The sequence below is a fragment of the Mycobacterium sp. SMC-2 genome (genome assembly GCF_025263485.1).
In the GTDB taxonomy this organism is placed as follows: domain Bacteria; phylum Actinomycetota; class Actinomycetes; order Mycobacteriales; family Mycobacteriaceae; genus Mycobacterium.
Genome location: NZ_CP079863.1, coordinates 3,362,558 through 3,385,175, shown reverse-complemented (window position 1 = coordinate 3,385,175; position 22,618 = coordinate 3,362,558). Strand labels below are relative to the sequence as shown.

1 protein-coding gene (only partly in view) is annotated in these 22,618 nt (G+C 68.8%); it reads right to left on the bottom strand.

Annotated features, from left to right (window positions below; genetic code table 11):
- Positions 1 to 22,618 carry the 5' portion of a non-ribosomal peptide synthase/polyketide synthase gene (locus KXD96_RS15825; protein ID WP_260745403.1) on the bottom strand. The gene continues 8,501 nt to the left of window position 1, outside the view, so only the first 22,618 of its 31,119 coding nucleotides appear in the window; its start codon is at positions 22,616 to 22,618; its stop codon lies off the left edge, out of view.

The window sequence follows — 22,618 nt, the reverse complement described above, 5'->3', positions numbered from 1 at the left end:
CACTGTTGACCGCAGCGATCAGGCGCATCGCCGAAATGCTGTCTCCGCCAAGGTCGAAGAAGGATTGGTCGATCCCGACGCGCTCGACACCCAGGACTTGGGCGTAGATGCCGGCCAGGATCTCCTCGGTCGGATTTGTCGGGGCACGGTACCCGGAGGCGGTGTATTCGGGTGAGGGCAGGGCGCGGGTGTCGAGTTTGCCGTTGAGGGTGCGGGGCAGCGCCGGCAGCGCGACGACGGCGGCCGGGACCATGTAGCCCGGTAGCCGCTGGGCCAGCAGGGTGCGCAGCCCGGCGGGGTCGGCGGCGCCGGTGATGTAGCCGACCAGGCGCTTGTCGCCGGGGCGGTCCTCACGCACGACGACGGCCGCCTCCTCGACACCGTCGAGTGCGGCCAGCGCCGAACGGATCTCGCCGACCTCGATGCGATACCCGCGGATCTTGACCTGCTCATCAGCGCGCCCGACATAGCGCAACTGCCCATCAGGGCCCCAGCACACCAGGTCCCCGGTCCGATACATCCGCTGCCCCGGGGCACCGAACGGGCACGCCACAAACCGCGACGCGCTCAACCCCGCCCGACGCACATAACCCAACCCGACACCACGCCCAGCCACATACAACTCGCCGACCACCCCGGCCGGCACCGGACGCAACCAGCCATCCAACACGAACAACGCCGCCCCCGGCACCGCCGACCCAATCGCCGGCGCCCCCGACTTCGCCACCAACGGTGCACTCACCGAGGCGAAGATCGTGCTCTCCGTCGGCCCATACACATTGACCATCACCCGCCCCGGCGCCCAGCGATCCACCACCTCCGCGCCCACCGGCTCGGCCCCGATCACCAACGCCATCGCCTCCAGGCCCTGCGGCGACAGCATCCGCACCGCCGCCGGGGTCTGACTAAGCACCGTGACCTTCTCAGCCACCAGCAGGGCATGCAAATCCCTGGGCGAACGGGCCACCGCATCGGGCACCACCACCAGCCGCCCACCATGCAACAGCGCACCCCAGATCTCCCACACCGAGAAATCAAAGGCATACGAATGCAACTGAGCCCACACCTGCCCCGCCGCCAACGCCACCCCCACCACCGGCACCTCGAACAACCGCGTCACATTGGCATGGCTGACCGCCACCCCCTTGGGCACCCCAGTCGTGCCCGAGGTGTAAATGATGTGCGCGACATCCTCGGGCTCAGGCCCCCGCGGCGCCGTGGCAGGCTGGCCGGCCAGCGCGTCGCTGCCCACCTCGATCACCGGCACCACATAACCGGCCAACTTCTCCGCCAGCGCCGCGGTACTCACCGCCGCCACCGGCGCGACATCGGCCAACATGAACTCGACGCGCGCCGCCGGCAACGCCGGATCGATCGGCAAATACGCCGCCCCCGACTTCAGCACCCCCAAGATCGCCACGATCGCCTCCGCCGACCGCGAAAACAACACCGCCACCGACTCCCCCGGCCCCGCACCACACCCAATCAACGCATGCGCCAACCGATTCGCCGCCTCATCCAACTCCCGATACGACATCGACCGGCCCGCAAAACTCACCGCCACCGCATCCGGAGTACGCCCCACCTGCGCGCCGAACAACCCCGGAATCGACACCGGCACCCACGGCCGACTCAACACCGCCCGGTTACCAACCTCATCCAGCCTGTCGCGCTCCGCGGCGTCAAGCACATCAATCGATGACAACGGGCGTGCCGGATCGTCGGTCATGGCGACCAGCAAGCGCTGCATCCGTTCGAGCAGCGTTGCGATGTATGCCGCGTCGAAGACGTCCGTGTCGTATTCGACCTGTAAACGCATTTCGTGCCCAGGCTGCGCCTGCATCGTCAGCGGGTAGTGGGTGGACTCCCGGCTGATGATGTCGGTGACGGCCAGCTCGTGGTCGTCCGAGAGCGCGCTGGCGTCGATCGGGTAGTTCTCGTACACGAACAGGGTGTCGAACAGCTGGTCGTGTCCGGTGATTCGGTGAATCTCGTTGAGCGCCAAGTGTTGGTGGTCGAGCGTGCGGTTGTAAGCGCCTTGCAGTTGCTCGAGCAGGTCGGCGGTGGTGGTGGTGGCGGTGATGTTCGCCCGCGCCGGCAGGGTGTTGATCAGCAGGCCCACCATCGTTTCGGCGCCGGCAACCTCGGCGGGCCGGCCGGAAACGGTGGTGCCGAAAACGACGTCACGTTGGCCGGTCAGGCCGCACAGCAGTTGCGCGTAGGCCGCCTGCAGCACCGTGTTGACCGTGATGTGGCACGACCGCGCCAAGTCGGTGATGGCCTGGGTGAGGCCGGTCGGCAGGGTGAACAACTCGACACCTTGCTGCCCGGGCTCGGTCCGGTCCTGCGGACCGACCAGGGTCGGGCTGTCAAAGCCGGCGAACACCTCGGCCCAGGCGGCGCGGGCGGCATCGAGGTCTCGCTCGGACAACCAGCTGACGAAGTTGCGGTAGGGCGCCTTCGCCGGTAGCCGCTGGCCGTAATAGCCGGCGAAGATCTCCCCCAGCAGGATCGGCACCGACCAGCCGTCGAGCACGATGTGGTGGTTGGTCAGCACCAGCCGATGCCGGTCGGCCGCGGTGCGGATCAGGGCCACCCGGAAGGCGGGGTCCTCGGCAAGGTCGCCGCAGACCGCCACGCGCTCGGCGGCGCACAGCCGCTCGACATGCTCGTCGACTTCGGGGTCGCCGTCGAGGTCGATGTGCTGCCAGTACGCCTCCGGGTCAGCCGGGATGACCTGGACCGGCTCGTCGTACCGGTCGCAGAATCGGGCCACCAGGTTCGGGTGCCGGGCGATCATCGTGTGCACAGCATCGCGCAGCCGGTCCGGGTCGAGCGGGCCGCGGATGCTGATGTCCAGCTGTCCCGCGTAGAGGTCGACGCTCGCCTGCGCGGTATTGGCGTGAAAGAGCAGCCCCTGCTGAACCGGGGTCAGCGGGAGCACATCGGCGATGTGGTGTTGGCGCGCAAGCTGATCGAGCTGCTCTTGGCTGAGGCGCGCGGGGGCAACGTCGGACGGCGTCAACCCGCCGCCGCCGGAGCGCACGTGGGCACAGATGCCGGCGAGCGCCTCGAACCACAGCCGGCTCAGCCGGGCGATTTGCCCATCGTCGAGCGCCGACGGCGCCCAGGTCCAGTTGGCCCGCAGCTGCGGGCCGACCTCGGAGTCGACCGCGACCGCGTTGAGCTCGAGGGTGTGCATCAGCGGCATGGATATCGACGTAGCCGCGCGGCTGACCGACCAGCCGTCCTGCACGGGCCGCCACATGTCGGCGGTGAGTTCCGCCGCACCGCCCTGGCGCCCCAGATAATTGAACCCGATCGGCGGGTCTGGATTGTCCAGGTCGACTCCGGTGTTCAGGTAGCGCAGCAGTCCGTAGGTCAGTGGATCCGGGAGAGCACGCAACTGCTCCTTGCCATCTTTGAGCACCGCGCCCAGCGAGTCCCCTCCGGCGACTACCTGCGCCCACGTGACGCCGCCCAGCGACAGTACCGCCGGGTACTTGGCGGTGAACCATCCCACGGTGTGGGACAGGTCGACGTCACGACCCAGCTCCTCTTGGCGTCCATGACTTTCGACGTCGATGCCGATCGGCCCGCGGCTCCCGGAGAACTCCGCGCATGCCAACCCGAACGCGATCAGCAGAATGTCTTGCACCCCAGCATGGAACGCCCCCGGCACATCACCGAGCAGCATGCTGGTGGTCTCGGCGTCCAGCTCCACCGAGAGATGTCCGGCCGTGGCGAAGGTGTCCGTCTCGGGGCGCACCGCGGGCAGGGCCGGCGGTGTCGCCGCCACCTTTGTCCAGTTGTCCGCTTGATCGACGACGTCCGGGCGGTGCGCGTGCCGGGCCAGCTGTGACGACCAGCGGGCAAACGAGGTGCCCGCGGCGGGCAGCTCGACCGGTTGCCCGCCATGATGCTGGGCCCAGGCGATGTTCAAGTCCTGCAAAAGGATTCGCCAGGAAACACCGTCGACGGCGAGGTGGTGAACGATTACGGCCAGTTGGCCGGTGGAGCGCGCCCACAGCGCGCTGAGCATCGCCCCGGCGGCCGGGTTCAATCGCGACCGCGCCTCGACGACCGCCGCGTCGGACAGCTCGTCCACCGCATGCAGGCACGCGCGGGCATCCACCGAGCCCGGCTCGGGAACCGTCAGGGACCAGCCGCCGGGGCCGTCACGGTCGACGCGCAGCCGCAGCATGGCGTGGCGATCCAGGAGGGCCTGCAATACCGTCACCACGTCGGCCTCGGTGACACCGACGGGCGCCTGGACGAGCATGGTCTGGTTGAACTGATCGACTTGCCCACCAGCGCTTTCCACGTCTTCCAGCCAACGGATGATCGGGGTGGGCATTACCGGCCCGGTGCCCTCGTCGATCACGGCGGCGTCGGCGTCGACCGCCTCGGTCACGCGGGCCAGCCGGGCCACGGTCTGCTCGGTGAAGATATCGCGCGTCTTGCACACCAGGCCCGCGGCCCGTGCCTGGGTCACCACCTGCATCGACGAGATGCTGTCACCGCCGAGATCGAAGAAGGAGTCGTCGACGCCGACGTGTTCGACGCCGAGAACCTGGGCGTAGATGCCGGCCAGGATCTCCTCGACCGCGTTGCTCGGCGCGCGGTATTCACCGGTGCTGTATTCGGGCGCCGGTAGAGCGCGGGTGTCGAGTTTGCCGTTGGCCGTCAACGGCAGCGCGTCCAATGCCACCACCGCCGTCGGCACCATGTAGGCCGGCAATCGCTCGGCCAGCTCAGCGCGCAAGTCATCTGATTTTGCGGTGCCGGTAATGTAGCCGACCAGGCGCTTCTCCCCGGGACGGTCCTCGCGGACGATCACCACGGCATGATCGACGCCGTCGAGACCCGCCAGCACCGACTGGATTTCGCCGAGTTCGATGCGATACCCGCGGATTTTCACCTGTTCGTCGGCCCGCCCGACATACCGCAACTGCCCGTCGGCTCCCCAGCGCACCAGGTCCCCGGTGCGATACATGCGCGCTCCAGGCGCGCCGAACGGGCAAGCCACGAACCGCGACGCCGTCAAACCGGCGCGGCGCAGGTATCCACACGCGACACCGCGACCCGCCAGATACAACTCACCGACCACCCCGGCCGCTACCGGCCGCAGCCATCCGTCCAACACGAACATCGCCGCACCCGCGATCGGAGACCCGATCGGCACCACTTCCGACCCGGGCACCAACGGCGAACTCATCGACGCACATACGGTGTTCTCCGTCGGCCCATAGGCATCGATCATCACCCGCCCCGACGCTGCCCACCGATCCACCACGTCGGCCGGGCACGCCTCACCGGCCACCACCAATGCGGTCGACTCCAAACCCTGCGCCGGCAACATCGCCACCGATGACGGGGTCTGGGTCAACACACTGACCTTTTCCGCGACCAGCAACGCGTGAAAGTCCTCCGGGGAAGCAGCGACCGACTCGGGCACCACTACCAGCCGCCGACCCCGCAGCAGGGCACCGAAGATCTCCCACACCGAAAAGTCGAACGCCGAGGAATGACACTGCGTCCATACCCGCCCCGGCGGCAGCCCTTCATCGAGTGACTCGACCAGCCAGGTGACGTTGTACTGGGGAACGGCCACGCCTTTAGGAGTGCCGGTCGTCCCGGACGTATAGATGACGTAGGCGATGTTCTCTGCAGCCGGCACAGGTAACGCCGCGCTCGATTGGGCCTGTACGGCGGGCTCATGGACATCCACCACCGGCAGTCCCGCCCCATCCAGCCGTGACCGCAGATCCGCCGTAGTGATGACCGCGCTCGGTGCAGCATCGTCGAGCACGAACTCCATCCGTGCCGCCGAGTGCGCCGGATCAACCGGGACATACGCCGCCCCGGTTTTGAGCACTGAAAGCATCGCCACGATCGCCTCAGCGCACCGGGGAAACAGGAGTACCACAGATTCCCCGGGCCCCACACCGGAGTCAACCAGCAGATGCGCCAACCGGTTCGACGCATCGTCCAGCTCGCGGTACGTCATCGAGTGGCCGGCGCATACCAGCGCCACGGCGTCCGGGGTGCGCACCACCTGGTCGACGAACTGCGCTGGGATCGAGTCGGTCTCGGTCGGCGCTTCGGTCAGTGCGGCGCGGTTGCCGAAGTCGTCCAGTCGGGCGTGTTCGGCCTCATCGAGCAGGTCCACCGATGACAGCGTTTGTGCGGGGTCGGCCGTCATCGCGAGCAGCACCCGCTGCAGCCGTCCGACCAGCGCCGCGATGCTGTCCGCGTCGAACACGTCGGTGCGGAATTCGACGATCCCGCCGATGCCGGCGGGATCCCCGGCTTCGCTCCATCGTTCGCCCAGTGAGAAGGTCAGGTCCATCCGCGCGGTCTGGGTGTCCACCGGTATCGGCGTGATCTCGACGTCGCCCAGCGACAGGCCGGCGACCGGGCCGCCGTTTTGCCCGGCGAAGTTCTGCCAGGCCAGCATGACCTGGACGAGCGGGTGGTGGGTCAGGCTTCGGGTCGGGTTGAGCCGCTCGACCAGCACCTCGAATGGCACGTCCTGGTGTTCGTAGGCCGCCAGGCTGCGCTGCCGCACCTGGGACAGCAGGTCGGTGAAGGTGGGGTCGCCGGCCACGTCGACCCGCAGCACCAGGGTGTTGACGAAGAACCCGACCAGGTCGGCGAGCGCGGGGTCGCGCCGCCCGGCGATCGGGAAGCCCACGGCCACATCGGGGCTGGCGCTCAGCTTGGAGAGCAGCACCGCCAGGGCGGTTTGAACCACCATGAAGCTGGTCGCGTTGTGCTTGCGGGCCACTTCGCCAACTTGCCGTTGCAACTCGGTGGGCCAGTCGATTTCGATGATGGCACCGCGCTGGTCGGCCACCAGCGGGTAGGGCCGATCGGTGGGCAGCTGCACCCGGTCGGGCATGTCGGCCAGGGCCTCTTCCCAGTAGGCCAGCTGGGCGGCGATGGGGCTCTCGCGGTCGTCGAGGTCGCCGAACTGTGCCCGCTGCCACAGCGTGTAATCGATGTATTGCACCGCCAACGGCGCCCAGCCGGGCGCGCACCCGGCGCACCGGCTGGCGTATGCCATGCCCAGGTCGCGCACCAGCGGCGTCATCGACATCCCGTCGGCGGCGATGTGGTGGGCCACCGCCACCAGCACGTGCTCGTCGTCGCGGACGCGGAAAAGCGCTGCCCGCAATGGGATTTCGGTCGCCAGGTCGAAGGTGTAGTGTGCAGTGGCACCGATGGCCTCGTCGAGCTGGCCGGCGGACCATGCGCTGGCGTCGACGATCTCCCACCCGAAATCGGCTTCTTCGACGGGGGTCACCAGTTGCTGCGGCGTGCCTTCGGGGGCGGCGATGAGGGTGCGCAGACTCTCGTGCCGGGCCACCACGTCGGCCAGCGCGGCGCCGAGCGCGTCGGCGTCGAGCGCCCCGCTCAGCCGCAGCGCGGCCGCCATGTTGTAAACCGGTGAGGGGCCTTGCAATTGGTCGATGAACCACAACCGGTTCTGCGCGAACGACAACGGCACCACCGCGGGCCGCTCGGCAGCCACCAACGGCTCCAGCCCGCCCGTGCCCTCACCGATCCGCAGCGCGAGTTGCGCGACCGTCGGTGCCTCGAACACGACGCGCACCGGAAGGTCCGCGCCCAAAGTGTTGTTGATGGCGGCGATCAGGCTCATCGCCGAGATGCTGTCGCCGCCGAGTTCGAAGAAGGAGTCATGGGTGCTGACGCGCTCGACGCCAAGCACTTCGGCGTAGATGGTGGCCAGGATTTCTTCGGTCGGGTTTTGCGGGGCGTGGTAGTCACCGGTGGCGTATTCCGGGGTGGGCAGCGCGCGGGTGTCCAACTTGCCGTTGGCGGTCAACGGCAGGGTTTCTAGACCCACGATCGCCGCGGGCACCATAAACGCCGGCAACCGCTCACCCAGCTTGGCGCGCAACTCGACGGGATCGACACTGCCGGTGACATAACCGACCAGACGCTTGTCACCGGGGCGATCCTCACGGGCGATCACCACCGCCTGCTCCACCCCATCGAGAGTGCTTAACGCTGTTTGGATCTCCCCCAACTCAATGCGATACCCGCGGATCTTGACCTGCTCATCAGCACGCCCCAAATACCGCAACTGCCCATCAGCACCCCAGCACGCCAGATCCCCGGTCCGATACATGCGTTGTCCAGGCGCTCCCGCGCCAACGAACGGACACGCCACAAACCGCGACCCCGTCAACCCGGGCCGCCCCACATAACCGGTGGCCACCCCGGCCCCGGCCACATACAACTCCCCGACCACGCCCACCGGCACCGGCCGCAACCAGCCATCGAGCACCAACAACCCCGCATGAGGCACCGGCGACCCAATCGGCGGCACACCCGACCCCGCCGCCAACGGCGCGCTGATTGCCACACACATCGTGGTCTCGGTCGGCCCATAAGCATTAACCAGCACCCGCCCCGGCGCCCACCGCTCCACCACCTCGCCCGGACACGCCTCCCCGGCCAACACCACCGCCACCCCATCCAGCCCAGCCGGATCCAACATCGCGATCGCCGACGGCGTCTGCGTCAACACCGTCACACCCTGGGCCACCACCACGTCGTGCAACTCCTCAGGTGCACGCGCGGTGTCCTCATCGACCACCACCACCCGACCACCACGCAACAGCGGAGCGAAAATCTCCCACACCGACACATCAAAAGCCAGCGAATGACACTGCGACCACACCCCCGGCACCGGCAACCCGGCATCCAGCGAACCAATCAACGCCGTCACATTCCGATGCGTCACCGCAACACCTTTGGGCACACCCGTAGTCCCCGAGGTATAAATCACATACGCCAAACCCTCAGCATCCGGCTCAGCCAACGCCGTCACCGGCTCGGTTTCGATGCGCGGGTCATCCACATCGATCACCGCCACCCCATGCCCCCCGAGCCGCCCCGCCCACTCGGCGGTGCTCAGCGCGACCACCGGCCGAGCATCAGCCAACATGAACCCGATCCGCGAATCCGGTGACCCCGGATCAATCGGCACATACCCCGCCCCGGCCTTGAGCACCCCCAGCATCGCCGCAACCGCCTCAACCGACCGCGACAACAACAACGCCACAACCCGCCCCGGACCCACACCCTCAGCTAGCAACCGATGCGCCAACCGAGACGACGCCGCATCCAACTCCCCATAAGTCACCCAGCGCCCACCACCCGACACCGCCACCGCGTCGGGCACCCGCGCCACCTGCTGCGCAAACAACCCCGGCACCGACACCCCCACACCCGCCGGCGCCCTCAAAACCCCCGCATTACCAAACTCTTCCAACCGCACACGCTCAACCCCATCGAGCACATCCACCGACGACAACAACGCAGCCGGATCGTTCGCCATCGCCACCAACACCCGCTGCAACCGTTCGATCAACGCCTCGATGCTGCGCGCGTCGAAGACGTCGGTGCGGAATTCCACCCGCCCGCCGATCCCGGCGGCCTCACCGGTCTCGGTCCAGCGTTCGGCCAGTGAGAACACCAAATCCATTCGGGCCGAATGGGTGTCGACCGGCACGGAGGTGACCTCGAGGTCCCCCAACGTCAGACCGGCCGCCGGATCCTCGTGCCCGGCGAAGTTCTGCCAGGCCAGCATCACCTGGACCAGCGGGTGATGGGTAAGGCTTCGGGCGGGGTTGAGCCGTTCCACGAGCAATTCGAACGGCACGTCTTGATGCTCGAAGGCCTCCAGGCTGCGCGCCTGAACCCGGGCCAGCAGTTCGGCGAAGCTCGGGTTGCCGGACAGGTCGACCCGCAGCACCAATGTGTTGACGAAGAAGCCGACGAGCGGGTCGAGCGCGCGATCGCGCCGACCGGCGATCGGGAAGCCGACCGAAACATCGTAGCTGGCACCGATTTTCGATAGCAGCACCGCCAGGGCGGCCTGCACCACCATGAAGGTGGTCGCGTTGTGATCGCGGGCCACCCGGCGAACCTGCTGCTGCAGCTCGGCCGGCCAGTCCACGACCACGCTGGCGCCACGCTGATCGGCGACGGGCGGGTAGGGCCGGTCGGTGGGTAGCTCTAACCGCTCGGGCATGCCGGCCAGGGTGTCCTGCCAGTAGGCCAGCTGGGCGGCGATGGGGCTGTCGCTGTGGTCGAGCTCGCCGAATTGCGCGCGCTGCCACAGCGTGTAGTCGACGTATTGCACCGGCAGGTCGGTCCAGCCCGGCGCCTGCCCCGCGGACCGGCTGGCGTAGGCCACACTCAAGTCGGCGGCCAACGGAGTGAGCGACAGGCCGTCGGCGGCGATGTGGTGCACCACGATGACCAGCAGGTGTTCTTGCTCGCCGAGCGTGAAAAGCCGTGCGCGCAGCGGTGTTTCAACCGCCAGGTCGAAGGTGTGGCCAGCCGTCGTTTCGATGGCGCCCTCCAGCTCGCCGGCCGAGAAGCCGATGGCATCGACGACATTCCAGCCGAAGTCGACCTGGTCGGCCGGGACGATCACCTGCTGAGGCGTCCCGTCGTGCGCGGGAAACAGCGTGCGCAGGCTCTCGTGGCGGCCCACCACATCGGCGAGCGCCGCACGCAGCGCGTCGGCGTCGAGGCGCCCGCCCAGTCGCAACGCGGCCGCCATGTTGTACACGGGCGACGGCCCCTGCAACTGTTGGATGAACCACAACCGGCTCTGGGCGAACGACAACGGGATCACCGCCGGGCGCTCGGCGGCCGTCAACGGCTCCAGCCGGCCCGCGCCCTCGCTGAGGCGCGGGGCCAGCTGCGCGACCGTCGGCGCCTCGAACACGACGCGCACCGGTAGCTCGGTATCCAGCGCCGCGTTGATCGCCGAGATCAGGCGCATCGTGGATAGCGAATCGCCGCCGAGGTCGAAGAACGAGTCGTCGACCCCCACGCGGTTGACCCCGAGCACATCGGCGTAGATGCCCGCCAGGATCTCCTCGGTCGCGGTGGCCGGGGCGCGGTAATTGTCGACGTCCCGGTAGTCCGGCGCGGGCAACGCGCGGGTGTCGAGCTTGCCGTTGACCGTCATGGGCAGTGCGGGCAACACGACGACGGCCGCGGGAACCATGTACTGGGGCAGCCGCTCGCCCAGCGCGGCGCGTGCCCTGCCCGCGTCCGCCGTCCCGGTGACGTAACCCACCAGGCGCTTGTCGCCGGGACGGTCCTCGCGGGCGACGACAACCGCCTGCTCGACGCCATCCAAACTGCCTAGCGCCGACTGGATTTCGCCGAGTTCGATGCGGTAGCCGCGGATCTTGACCTGCTCGTCGGCGCGGCCCAGGTAACGCAGTTGGGCGTCGGGGCCCCAGCACACCAGGTCGCCGGTGCGGTACATGCGGGCTCCGGGCGCGCCAAACGGGCAGGCTATGAAACGCGAGGCGGTCAGGGCGGGCCGGCGCCAGTATCCGACGCCGACGCCGTCGCCGGCTAGGTACAGCTCGCCGACCACCCCGGCCGGCACCGGTCGCAGCCATTCGTCCAGCACGAAGAAGGCCGCCCGCGTGACCGGGGAACCGATCGGCGGGAAGCCCGATCCCGTTTCCAGCGGCGCGCTCTTGCAAGCCCACATGGTGGTTTCGGTTGGGCCGTAGACATTTACCATCACCCGCCCGGGCGCCCAGCGGTCCACCAGCTCGGGCGGGCAGGGCTCCGCCCCGATCACCAGCGAGGTGGCATCCAGACCGTCCGTGGGCAGCATTCCCACCGCGGACGGGGTCTGGGTGAGCACGGTGACGCGCTCGCCGACCAGCAGGGCGTGGAATTCTTCCGGTGCGCGCGACACCGGCTCGGGCACCACCACCAGCCGCCCGCCGTGCAGCAGCGCGCCCCAGATCTCCCACACCGAGAAGTCGAAGGCATAGGAGTGGAACTGCGTCCACACCTGCTCCGCGGAAAGTTCGATGCCGATCTGCAGCGAGTCGAAGAGCTGGGCGACGTTGTATTGGGTTACCGCAACGCCTTTGGGCACCCCGGTGGTGCCGGACGTGTAGATGATGTGCGCCAGGTCGTCGGGGGCCGGCCCTGGCGGGGCCGTGCTGGGCTGGGTGTCCACGGCGGGGTCGTCGACGTCGACGACCACCAGGTCGAACCCGTCCAGCCGGTCGGCCAGCGCGGCGGTGGTGACCGCCGCGATCGGCGCGGCGTCGGTGAGCATGAACTCCATCCGGGCCGCCGGCAGCGCCGGGTCGATCGGCAGGTAGGCGGCCCCCGACTTGAGCGCGGCCAGGATCGCCACGATCGCCTCGGCCGAACGCGAAAACAGCAGCGCCACCCGCTCACCCGGGCGCGCACCGTGCTGGATCAGCAAGTGCGCCAACCGGTTGGCCGCCTCGTCGAGCTCCCGGTACGTCATGGACCGGCCGTCGCAGACCAGCGCCACCGCGTCGGGCGTTCGGGCCGCCTGCGCGGCGAACAACGCCGGCACCGACACCGGTGTCGCCGGCTCGGTCAGCACCCCCCTGTTGCCCCACCTTTGCAGCCGCGCGTGCTCACCGGCATCGAGCAGGTCCACCGACGACAACCGCCGCTGCGGATCCGAGGTGACCGCGACCAGCAGGCGCTGCAGCCGCTCGATCAACGACACGACGGTGTCGGCGTCGTACACGTCGGTGCGGTATTCGGCCGTCACGCCGATCCCCGCGTGCTGACCGGCCTCGGTCCAGCGGTCGGCCAACGAGAACGTCAAATCCATGCGCGCGGTGCGGGTGTCCACCGGCATCGGCGTGGCTTGCACATCGCCCAGGGCCAGGGTGGCGGTGGGGTTGGTGTCGTAGCCGGGGAAGTTCTCCCAGCCCAACAGCACCTGGATCAGCGGGTGATGGGTGAGACTTCGGGTCGGGTTGAGCCGATCCACCAGGAACTCGAAGGGCACGTCCTGGTGCTCGAAGGCGGCCAGGCTGCGCCGACGCACCTGGGCCAGCAGCTCGACGAAGGTCGGATCCCCCGCCACGTCGACGCGCAACACCAGCGTGTTGACGAAGAAACCGACCAGCTCGTCCAGCGCGGGATCGCGCCGCCCGGCGATCGGGAAGCCCACCGCGACGTCGTGGCTGGCGCTGATCTTGGAGAGCAACGCGGCGAACGCGGCCTGGATCACCATGAAGCTGGTCGCGTTGTGCTCGCGCGCCACCCGGCGAATCTGTTGCTGCAACTCCGTCGGCCAGTCCACCGCCAGCCGGGCGCCCCGGTGATTGGCGACCGGCGGGTAGGGCCGATCGGTCGGCAGCTGCAGGAGTTCGGGCATGCCGGCCAGGGTCTCTTCCCAGAAGTCCAACTGCGCGGCGATGCGGCTGCCACCGTCTTCGAGGTCGCCGAATTGCGCGCGCTGCCACAGCGTGAAGTCGGCGTACTGCACCGCCAACGGCGCCCAATCGGGTTCCTGGCCCGCGCAGCGGCTGGCGTACGCTACCCCCAAGTCACGCGCCAGCGGGGCGATCGACCAACCGTCGGCGGCGATGTGGTGCACCACCGCCACCAGCACGTGTTCGTCATCGGTGATGGTGAAAAGCTCTGCGTGGATGGGGATTTCGTTCGCAAGGTCGAACGTGTAGCCCGCCGCGGCGTCCATGGCCGCGCGCAGCCGGCGCTCCGGCCACCCGCGGGCGTCGACGGCGTCGAAGCCCGCTCGAGCCTGCTCCGCGGGAAGTACCACCTGCTGAGGTATCCCGTCGGCCGACGCGAACACCGTGCGCAGGCTTTCGTGGCGGCCCACCACGTCGCCGAGCGCGGCGCCGAACGCGGCGGCGTCGACGCGCCCGCGCAGCCGCAAGGCCACCGCGATGTTGTAGACCGGCGACGGCCCCTGGAATTGGTCGATGAACCACAATCGGTTCTGGGCAAACGACAACGGGATCACCGCGGGCCGCTCGCCGGCCACCAGCGGCTCCAGCCGGCTCGCGTCTCCACCGACCAGCGGCGCCAGCTCGGCGACCGTGGGCGCCTCGAAGACCGTCCGCACGCCGAGGTTGGCGTTCAGGCTGGTGTTGATCCCGGAGATCAGGCGCATCGCCGACAGCGAGTCGCCGCCCAGGTCGAAGAACGAGTCGTCGACGCCGACCCGATCCAGCCCGAGCACCTGGCCGTAGATGCCGACGAGGATCTCCTCCACGGCGCCGGTCGGGGCGCGGTAGCGGTCGGCATCCTGGTAGTCGGGTGCCGGCAGGGCCTTGCGGTCGAGCTTGCCCGAGGAGGTCAACGGGAATTCCTCAAGCGTCACAATGTGTGTCGGCACCATGTATTCGGGTAGCCAGTCGCTCAACCGCTGGCGCACCGCGGCGATCTTGGTGTTGGCGTGGGGGTCGTTGGCGAAGGCGCGTTGGCCCGCGTTGGCGGGGGGCAGGTAGAGGTCGGTCAGCGGCGAGTCGGCGTCGGCGCCGGCGACGAAAACCGCGCTGAGAGTGCCGATTTGGGCGCCCCAGGTCACCGCGACGCGGTATCCGACCGCTTCGCCGAGGCGGTGCAATTCCTCGGGGACGGTTGGTTCGTCGGCCGGACCGGCTTGAGCCAGTGCGTCGGGCACGGGTAACCCGGCGGCGAGGGCGGCTTCGACGTTGACGTCGGCGACGACTCCGCTGTGGGGGATGTCGGTGACGCGGACGACGGCGGGGCGTTGGGAGATCAACTCCTCATGCAGGCCGCTGAGGCCCGCGCAGGCGGCCCACGCCCAGGTGGGCGCGGCGGCCACCGAACGGACGGGCGTGGGGGCCTTGCGGATGACCACGTCGTAGCGATACCGGTTCAGCTCGTTGTCGGCCGAGCCGCGCTTGAGTTGGATCTCTAGTCCGCCCGCCACCGCGTGTTCGGCGGCCCAGGTGGTGAAAAACTCCGGGGCAAGTAACAATTCGGTCTCGCCGAGGATGGCGTGGCGGATTCGCCGGCGCACCTCGGCCGAGTCGGTGGTGCCAGCGGCGCGGGACAGGGCGATCCCGGTCTGGAAGGCGCCCTGCAGCGTGTGGTTGCGGATGTCACCGATGAACAGCGCCCCGCCCGGGGCCAGCAACTCCATCGCCGTGTCGATGACCCCGTCCAGGTATGTCGCGTTGGGGAAGTACTGGACGACGGAGTTGAGGATGACGGTGTCGAAGGAGCCCTGCGGCAGCCCCTCGGTCACGTGAGCCGGCTGGGTCAGCAGCCGCACCCGGTTTCGCCACGGGATCTGCAACTGTTCCAGCGAGCGGGCCAGGTTCTCGATCGCGGCGGCCGAGAAGTCCGTGGCGACATACTGATCGCACTGCGGGGCGATCTGCGTCAGCAGCAACCCCGAGCCCGCACCGATCTCCAGCACGCGCCGCGGCCGCAGCGCCATGATCCGATCCACCGTCGCGGAACGCCACTCCACCATCTCCTCGAGCGGAATCGGGTCGCCGGTGTAGCTGCTGTTCCAACCCCGGAAGTCCATGCCGAAGTCCGACCCGGCGTCGGGGCCGTACAACTCGTCGTAGAGATGCTGCCACTCTTCGACGCTTTCCGCGTCGTGGTCGGGGGTGGCGTTAGGGTCGAGCGTGACGTAGGCGACGAGGTGCGAGCCGTTGGCGCCGTCCTGCACGGTGACGGCGGCCTGGGTGACCTCCGGGCAGGCCAGCAGCGTGTTCTCGATTTCGCCCAACTCGATGCGCTGTCCGCGCAGTTTGATCTGGGTGTCGGCGCGGCCCAGGTAGTCCAGGGTTCCGTCGGCGGTCCAGCGCACCAGGTCGCCCGTGCGGTACATCCGTTCCCCAACGCCCACAAAGGGATTGGCGACGAATCGTTCGGCGGTCAACTCTGTCCGGCCGACGTAACCGTGCGCCAGCGCGGGCCCGCTCAGGTACAGCTCGCCCACCACCCCGACCGGGACGGGGCTCAGCCAGGCGTCCAGCACCAGCGCGCACACCCCCGGTATCGGGGCGCCGATGTAAATCGGCCGCTCCGCCGACAGCCGCGCACAGGTCACCCAGATCGTGGTCTCGCTGGGGCCGTAGCCGTTGAACATCCGCCGGTCGGGCGCCCAGGCGTCCACCAGCTCCGGCAGGCAGGCTTCACCGACGGCGATCAGGGTGTCCAACGCCTCGAGCCGGGCCCGCTCCAGCGTCGACGCCACCGCCGGGGTCAGTATGGCCGCGGTCACCCGGTGGCGTTGCATCAACGCGGTCAGCGCCTCACCGGCATAGACCCCGTGCGGCGCCACCACCAAGGCCGCCCCCGAGCCCGCCGCCAGCAACAGCTCGCCGACCGATGCGTCGAAGGTCGGCGCGGCCACCATCAGCAGCCGCGCGTCCGCACCCAACCCGAATAGCTCGCTTTGCGCGGCGGTCCAGCCCAGCAGGCCGGAGTGGCTGACGGCCACCCCCTTGGGGGTGCCGGTGGAGCCCGACGTGAAGATCACGTACGCGCTGTTATTCTCCAGCAGCGGCGAGAGGCGGTCGGCATCGGTGATCGGCTCCGCGGAGCGCCCGGACACGTCGAGGTCGTCGACGCGGAGCACCGGTCGGTCGCCGGCTCCGTCCACTTCGTCTGTGCCACAGGTCAATACGCAGGCCGCTCCGACAGCGTCGAGCACCGTGGCGATCCGCTCGACGGGATGGGCGGGATCGATCGGTGCGTACAGCCCGCCGGCCTTGACCACCGCCCACCACGCGACCACCAACTCCGCGCAACGATCCATCGCCACGCCCACGGCGCACTCCGGACCAACGCCCGCCTCGATCAGCGCCCGCGCCAGCCGCGTCGACCACTCGTCGAGCTCGCGGTACGACAGCCGCCGCGCACCCTCGATGACGGCGGGCGCATCGGGGCCGGCCGAGACGGCGGCCGCCAACACCTCCGGCGCCACCCCCACCGGCGCGGCCACGCCGGCCCCGGACATCTGGGACAGTACGAGGTCGCGCTCACCCGGACCCAGCAGATCAACGGACGACAGGCGCCGGGCGGGATCGGTGGTCATGGCCACCAGCACCCGCTGGAAGCGCTCGACGAGCGCCCCGATGCTCGCGGCGTCGAACACGTCGGCGTCGAACTCGACGTGCAGGCCGAGCTCGCGGCCCGGGAGCGCCTCCATCGTCAGCGGGTAGTGGTTGTACTCGCGGTTGGTGAACTCGGCGATGGCCAACCCGTCAGGGCCCAGCTGCATGCCGTCGTCGATCGGGTAGTTCTCATAGACGAAAAGCGTGTCGAAGAGTTGCTCGTGGCCGGTGGCGCGGTGAATGTCGCTGAGCGCCAGGTGCTGATGCTCGAGGGTGTCGTTGTGGGCGTCCTGCAGCTGCCGCAGCAGGTCCGCGGTGGTGGTAGTCGCGGTGATGTTGGCGCGCACCGGCACCGTGTTGATCAGCAATCCGACCATCGATTCCGCGCCGTCCACTTCGAGCTGGCCCACCCGGGACCGCGGGGTGCCGAAGACGACGTCGTGCTGGCCGGTCAGCGAGGTCAGCAACACCGCCCAGGCGCCCTGCAGGACGGTGCTGACGGTGGTGTGGCAGGAGCGGGCCAGTTCGGTGAGCGCCCGCGTGGTGTCCTCGGCCACGCGGAAGGCTTCGGCGCCCCGCCGCCCTTGCCCCAGGCGATCTTTCGGGCCGACCAATGTTGGCGTCTCCAAGTCGGCGAGCTCCTCGGCCCAGGCCGCGCGGGCGGCATCCAGGTCGCGATCGGCCAGCCACGTGACGAAGCTGCGGTACGGCGCGGCCGCGGGCAGCCGCTCCCCGTAGTAGCTGGTGAATATCTCGCGCAGCAGGATCGGCAGAGACCAGCCGTCGAGCACGATGTGATGGTTGGTCAGCACCAGCCGGTGCCGGCTCTCGCCGGTGCGGATCAACGCCACCCGGAAGGGCGGCTGGTCGGCCAGGTCGCTCACGGCGGCACGCTCGGCCGCGCAGAGCGCCTCGATCTCCTGGTCGGTTTCGAGATCGACATGCCGCCACGCCACCACGGGGTTGGCCGGGATGATCTGCACGGGCTCGTCGAACCGCTCGTGGAACCGGGCCGCCAGGTGCGGGTGCCGGTTGATCACCGTGCGCACCGCATCGTGCAGGCGGTCGGGGTCCAGTGGGCCTGTGAGCGTGAAATCCAGTTGCACCGCGTACATGTCGTCGCCGCCCTGTGCGGTGCTGGAGTGGAAGAGCAGGCCCTGCTGCAGGGGGGTCAACGGCAGGATGTCGGCGACGTCGTATCGTTGGTGCAGCTCGTCGATCTGCGGTTGGCTCAGCCCAGCGGGCGCGATGTCCGACGGTGTCAGGCCGCCGCCTCCGGCCCGGACATGCGCGCAGATGCCGGACAACGCGTCGAACCACAGTTGGCCCAGCCGGCCGATCTGCGCCTCGTCGAGGGCCGACGGCGCCCAGGTCCAGTTCGCGTGCAGCTGCGGCCCGGTGTCGGTGTCGACGGCGCCGGCGTTGAGTTCGACGGTGTGCGCCAACGGCATTGGGATCGCCGCGGCGGCGCCGGTCAGGGACAGGCTCTCCGGGTGCAGCCGCCACAACTCATTGGACAGCTCAGTTCCCGCGACCAGGCGGCCGAGGTAGTTGAAGCCGATCGTCGGGTCGGCGGTGTCCAGCTCCGCGTCACCGCTCAGATAGCGTAGCGCGCCGTACGTCAAGGGGTGGGGCACGGCGCGAAGCTGTTCCTTGGCTTCCTTGATCACCGTTCCCAGCGCCGGCTCGCCGGAAAGCACTTGGGCCCAAGGCAGCCCGTCGACCGTGAGCGACACCGGGTATTTGGTGGTGAACCAGCCGACGGTCCGCGACAGGTCCGCATCGGGCGCGAGTTCTTCGTGGCGGCCGTGGCCCTCGACGTCGATGCCGACGGTACCCGCCCCGGTACCCAGAAACTCTGCCCACGCCAGCCCGAACGCGATCAACAGGATGTCTTGCACGCCAGCGCGAAACGCTGCCGGCGCCTCACCGAGCAGCGTGCGGGTGGTCTCGATGTCCAGCGACATCGGCAGATGCCCGGCGGTGGCGTAGGTGTCGACGTCGGGGCGCACCGCGGGCAGCGCGGGCGGGGTGGCCGCGATCCGCTTCCAGGCGCCGGCCTGCTCGACGACCTCGGGGCCGCGTGCGTGCTCGTCGAGCAGCCTTGCCCACCGGGCGAACGACGTCCCGCCTGCCGGCAGGGCCACCGGCTGTCCGCCGCGGTGCTGCGCCCAGGCGATGTTCAAGTCCTCCAACAGGATTCGCCATGACACCCCATCGACGGCCAGATGGTGAACGATCAGCGCGAGCTGGCCAATGGGGCCGACCCACAGCGCGCTCAGCATGGTCCCGGTCGCGGGGTTGAGCCGCGAGCGCGCCGCCACCAGCGCCTCATCGGACAGCGCGTCGACGGACCGCAGGCATTCGGCCGCGTCGACCGACCCTGCCTCGGGCACCCACAAGGACCACCCGTCGGCGTCGTCGACGCGCAGCCGGAGCATGGCGTGCCGGTCCAGCAGGGCCTGCAGCACCGCCGTCACGTCGGCCTCGGTCGCTCCCTCGGGCGCCTGCAGCACGATCGTCTGGTTGAACTGATCGATCGGGCCGCTTGTGCTGTGCAGCCAGCGCATGATCGGGGTGGCCGGCACCGGGCCGAGGCCCTCGTCGATCACCCCGTCGCCATCGGCCACCCCGGCCACGCGGGCCAGGCGGGCAACGGTCTGCTCGACGAAGACGTCCCGGGGGCGGCACGTCAGGCCGGCGGCCCGCGCTCGCGACACCACTTGCAGCGCCAGGATGCTGTCGCCGCCGAGTTCGAAGAAGGAGTCATGGGTGCTGACGCGCTCGACGCCAAGCACTTCGGCGTAGATGGTGGCCAGGATTTCTTCGGTCGGGTTTTGCGGGGCGTGGTAGTCACCGGTGGCGTATTCCGGGGTGGGCAGCGCGCGGGTGTCCAACTTGCCGTTGGCGGTCAACGGCAGGGTTTCTAGACCCACGATCGCCGCGGGCACCATAAACGCCGGCAACCGCTCACCCAGCTTGGCGCGCAACTCGACGGGATCGACACTGCCGGTGACATAACCGACCAGACGCTTGTCACCGGGGCGATCCTCACGCGCGATCACCACCGCCTGCTCCACCCCATCGAGAGTGCTTAACGCTGTTTGGATCTCCCCCAACTCAATCCGATACCCGCGGATCTTGACCTGCTCATCAGCACGCCCCAAATACCGCAACTGCCCATCAGCACCCCAGCACGCCAGATCCCCGGTCCGATACATGCGTTGTCCAGGCGCTCCCGCGCCAACGAACGGACACGCCACAAACCGCGACCCCGTCAACCCGGGCCGCCCCACATAACCGGTGGCCACCCCGGCCCCGGCCACATACAACTCCCCGACCACGCCCACCGGCACCGGCCGCAACCAGCCATCGAGCACCAACAACCCCGCATGAGGCACCGGCGACCCAATCGGCGGCACACCCGACCCCGCCGCCAACGGGGCGCTGATCGCCACACACATCGTGGTCTCGGTCGGCCCATAAGCATTGACCAGCACCCGCCCCGGCGCCCACCGCTCCACCACCTCACCCGGACACGCCTCCCCGGCCAACACCACCGCCACCCCATCCAGCCCAGCCGGATCCAACATCGCGATCGCCGACGGCGTCTGCGTCAACACCGTCACACCCTGGGCCACCACCACGTCGTGCAACTCCTCAGGTGCACGCGCGGTGTCCTCATCGACCACCACCACCCGACCACCACGCAACAGCGGAGCGAAAATCTCCCACACCGACACATCAAAAGCCAGCGAATGACACTGCGACCACACCCCCGGCACCGGCAACCCGGCATCCAGCGAACCAATCAACGCCGTCACATTCCGATGCGTCACCGCAACACCTTTGGGCACACCCGTAGTCCCCGAGGTATAAATCACATACGCCAAACCCTCAGCATCCGGCTCAGCCAACGCCGTCACCGGCTCGGCAGCGATGCGCGGGTCATCCACATCGATCACCGCCACCCCATGCCCCTCCAGGCGCCCGGCCAAATCCGCCGTCGTCACCGCCGCCACCGGGCGAGCATCGGCCAACATGAACCCGATCCGCGAATCCGGTGACCCCGGATCAATCGGCACATACCCCGCCCCGGCCTTGAGCACCCCCAGCATCGCCGCAACCGCCTCAGCCGACCGCGACAACAACAACGCCACCACGCATCCCGGCCCCGCACCCTCAGCTAGCAACCGATGCGCCAACCGAGACGACGCCTCATCCAACGCCCCATAAGTCACCCAGCGCCCACCACCCGACACCGCCACCGCCTGCGGCGCCCGCGCCACCTGCTGCGCAAACAACCCCGGCACCGACACCCCCACACCCGCCGGCGCCCTCAAAACCCCCGCATTACCAAACTCTTCCAACCGCACACGCTCAACCCCATCGAGCACATCCACCGACGACAACAACCGCTCCGGGTCATTCGCCATCGCCACCAACACCCGCTGCAACCGCGCCGCCAAGTCCGAGGCGTCGAAGTTCGAGAAGGGTTGTCCGACACCGACCGTGCTCAGGAATTGCTGATCACCGAATCCAAGCAAGAACAGCCCGAAGTGGCCCACCGGCCCGAAAGTGGTGTATGTCGCGGTCGCCGGCACGCCGGCGAGGTTGAGGGTGAGCCTGGCCGGGACGAAGTTGACGACTACCCGGTTGGATGCCTGCGGCGCGCCGCGGAATCCACCGTCACCGCCGAGCATGTGCACCGGAAAACGCTGATGCCGCAACGCCTCTCGCGAGCGCGCATCGACCTGCCGCAGAAAATCGGCGACCGTGACTTGCGGCGAGGCGTTCAAGACCAGCGGCACGACCCCGGCAAGCATGCCGGGATGCGTCTTGGATTCCGGATCCAGTCGGCGGCTGACCGGGAAGTCCAGCACCACTTCGTCGCCGGCGCGGAACGCGCGGACCAGGAGGGCGCAGGCGGCCGTGAGCACCGACGATCGGCGGATGCCCAACGCTTTGGACAGTTGTTTGATAAGGGCGACCACCGAGGAGTCCAATTGGACCGGCGGAGAGGGCGCGTACGGGTCCCGGTCGCTGGCGGCTTGGGTCAGCCGATAATCCGGTTCGCTTGCCGAGGGCAGGTGCTCGGCCCAGTACGCCTGATCCGCAAGGTAATCGGCGGAGGCCGCGTACTCCGCCTCGCTGCTGACGAGGTCCCGCAACGAGCCGAAGAAGGCGGGAGATATGGCCGCGCCGGAGGCGAGTGCGGAATAGACAGCCGCGATGCGGCGGCCGATCAGCGCAATACCCAGGCCGTCCATCGCGATGTGATGACAGCAGCTGAACCAGTAGTACTCGTCGGGCGCCGTTTGGAACAAGTAGAAGTTGATCATCGGGCCGGTGAGCGGCATCGGCGTTCGCTGGATCGCGGACGCCCTCTCACGGACCTCACGCTCTGGGTCGGACGAGCCGCTCACGTCGTAGAAGGCCAGATCGACCTCCGGGTCTTCGATCACCTTCTGGAAGACTTCGCCGCCTACCTCGAAGAAGCTGCTCCTCAGGCTCTCGGCCTCACCCACCACGTGGCGCATGGCCTGCTCGAACAGGGCGCGGTCGACCGTGCCGTCGATGCGCACGAGGACGCCGAGTTGCCACGCCACATCGAAGTGACCCGTCTGCTGCGCGAGCCAGATGTCCAGCTGCGCTCGCGTCAGCGGTAGCGCCCGGTCACTGCGTTCCAC